This is a genomic window from Polynucleobacter sp. 35-46-11, from assembly GCF_002281105.1.
Genome location: NZ_NCFJ01000395.1, coordinates 1 through 2399 on the forward strand (window position 1 = coordinate 1; position 2399 = coordinate 2399).

The 2399-nt window shown below is 46.2% G+C and carries 4 protein-coding genes; all 4 read right to left on the reverse strand.

The genetic code is table 11. The features are described 5' to 3' along the window. The coding region (lptB, locus tag B7Y67_RS15410; RefSeq protein WP_293599392.1) for an LPS export ABC transporter ATP-binding protein at positions 1-714 on the reverse strand (714 nt) is incomplete at its 3' end. Then, a complete protein-coding gene (gene lptA / locus B7Y67_RS15415) occupies positions 711-1268 on the reverse strand; it encodes a lipopolysaccharide transport periplasmic protein LptA (RefSeq protein ID WP_215302120.1) in 558 nt (185 codons plus the stop codon). The genes lptA and lptB, both read right to left, overlap by 4 nt. Continuing rightward, complete coding sequence (gene lptC / locus B7Y67_RS15420; RefSeq protein ID WP_293599393.1) at positions 1265-1909, reverse strand: LPS export ABC transporter periplasmic protein LptC; 645 nt, start codon at positions 1907-1909, stop codon at positions 1265-1267. The genes lptA and lptC overlap by 4 nt, the downstream gene beginning before the upstream one ends. Before the next feature lie 11 nt (positions 1910-1920). Next, positions 1921-2399: HAD family hydrolase (locus B7Y67_RS15425; RefSeq protein ID WP_293599394.1), on the reverse strand; the 479-nt coding region annotated here is incomplete at its 5' end.

A 2399-nucleotide genomic window follows, 5' to 3' on the forward strand; every position in this document is an offset into this window, starting at 1 on the left:
GATTTGGTCTGGTTTACCTTCTGCCAGCACGCTACCCTCACTGATGATGTAGGCATGATCGCAAATACCTAAGGTTTCGCGTACGTTATGGTCCGTGATGAGTACGCCAATTTGGCGGTCTCTTAAGAAGCGCACAATCCGCTGGATCTCTCCAACTGCAATCGGATCAACGCCGGCAAATGGCTCATCCAGCAAAATGAATTTAGGCTGAGAGGCGAGCGCTCTTGCAATCTCAACACGACGACGCTCACCTCCAGACAAGGATAGTGCTGGGTTATCACGAAGATGGCTAATTTGAAGTTCACCCAAGAGTTCATCTAGGCGATGCGCAATCTCAGACTTCCTCAATGGTTTGCCGCCTTGCACCTGCAGCTCTAATACCGCTTGAATATTTTCGGCTACGTTCAGCTTTCTGAAAACAGAAGCTTCTTGAGGGAGGTATGACAGGCCCATACGAGCTCGCTCATGAATCGGGAGATGGGTTATGTCTGTGCCATCCAGAACAATACTTCCACCATCAAGTGGAACCAAGCCAACAATCATGTAGAAAGAAGTGGTTTTACCAGCACCATTAGGGCCTAAGAGTCCAACCACTTCGCCGCATTTAACCTCTACCGATACATCCCGAACTACTGTGCGAGATCCATAACGCTTTTGAAGATGCTGGGCGCTGAGGGTTGCTGGCTTTTGAATACTGCTGGAATCCGTGGTCATCTCTCTAGTGTAGCTTTTCTTCTTGGTGAAAGGATGGCTTTAGCCAAAGGCAGATCTTCTGGTTTAGCATTTGGGGGTGGCGTGACTTGATAGCGCTGCAGGACATCGTCGTAATCAATTTTCCAGCCGTGTAATTGATCTAACATTTGCATATTGTGAAGACGCTTCAAGTTAGCATCACCAGTTAGGGTAAGCAATTCAGTTTTTGCATTGTAAGTAACTGTTTGACCACGACCCTGCATAAACTCATTAGCCGGACCTTCGCGTCTTTGCCTGAAGCTGGCCGTTGATTCTGGATTGCCTTGAACGTCAACGTACTCATAGCCCTCAGGATCAACTTTGATATTGCCTTTTTCGCCGGTAATTAAAATGCTGCCCTTGGTCAAGAGTACCTGACCATCAAGCTCATAGACCTGTTGCACGTCATTTACAGAAACTTTTTCTGCTTCCAAAACCACCGGTTTATCTTGATCTGCTTTTTCAGCATGAGCAGGTGCGATAAAGCAAGCTGCTAACAATCCACAATGTATTGCTAGTTTGCGTAAGAAGCTCATGGCTGTGCTCCAGGTTGAACACGCTCGATGCGACCTCTTACTTGGCCAGACAGCACCATACTTTGTTCGATGTTGTTGAATGTGCCACCATCAGTTGAGCGCATGATGGAAACGCCTTGCTCAAGCGTAATGGGTTTATTGGTCTCAATAATGTCGTCATTGATGAGTACCTTGAAATACGAAGAGCGTGCAATCATGCGTGGTCTTGCTGGTTCGGTCGCAGAAGCAGCTTGTGGTGGACGAAAAATTTCAGCATTATTGATGAGATCTAGTATGGTGATGTCGCCATCTAAATGACCTGAGTCCGCTTTCACAGTAATCGGCGACTTTTCAGGAGGGAACAAGCGTATACGAGGTGTTTCAATATCAATTGAAGCGTCATCGTCGTAGTGAATCACTTTCTTGCCCAGCAAGCGATATTTGGTATTGCCAGCTTCGTTGAGCGCGGAAAGGGCGCCATTGGTAATAGTGTAGTCAGGCTCATGTAAGCGTACCCGTTCTAGTGCTGATTTTTCTACGGGAGCATTTTTCTTAACCAGCCAAAAAGTGACGAGAGTAAGTGTGCTCATCAAGATCAATGGCATTAGGCGCAATAGGCCACGCCAGATACTCAATTTAATTTGTTGGGCATTCAGTTCCATGGAGACAAACCTTAAGCGCGTGCCTGAGCAAGTAATTCGTCATAGCGATTTTGTGCTTTTAGAATCAAGTCGCAGACTTCACGAACTGCACCACTACCGCCAGATCGAGTAGTGACAAAGTGAGCAATTTCTTTCACGGCATCATGTCCTTGTGCAGGACATACTTTTAAACCTGCAGACTTCATCATTTGAAAATCAGGCCAATCATCACCCATCACAGCGCAATCAGACGACTTGAGCCCAAGTGACTGCAAAATCTTTTCTAGGGCTACGGCTTTATTTTCAACACCCATGTGCACCTGCTTGATACCGAGTTCATCACAGCGAGCTAAAACCATTTTGGAGTTGCGCCCAGTAATGATGGCGGTTGAAATGCCAATTTTTTCTAAGAGCTTAATTCCCAAGCCATCTTGAATATCAAAAGCTTTCAGAGACTCCTTACCGTTTTCACCAAGAAATACCTGACCATTGGTTAAGACCCCATCGACAT

Coding starts and splice junctions, on each gene's coding strand:
- lptA (WP_215302120.1), bottom strand. CDS start 1,268: ATGAGCTTCTTACGCAAACTAGCAATACATTGTGGATTGTTAGCAGCT.
- lptC (WP_293599393.1), bottom strand. CDS start 1,909: ATGGAACTGAATGCCCAACAAATTAAATTGAGTATCTGGCGTGGCCTA.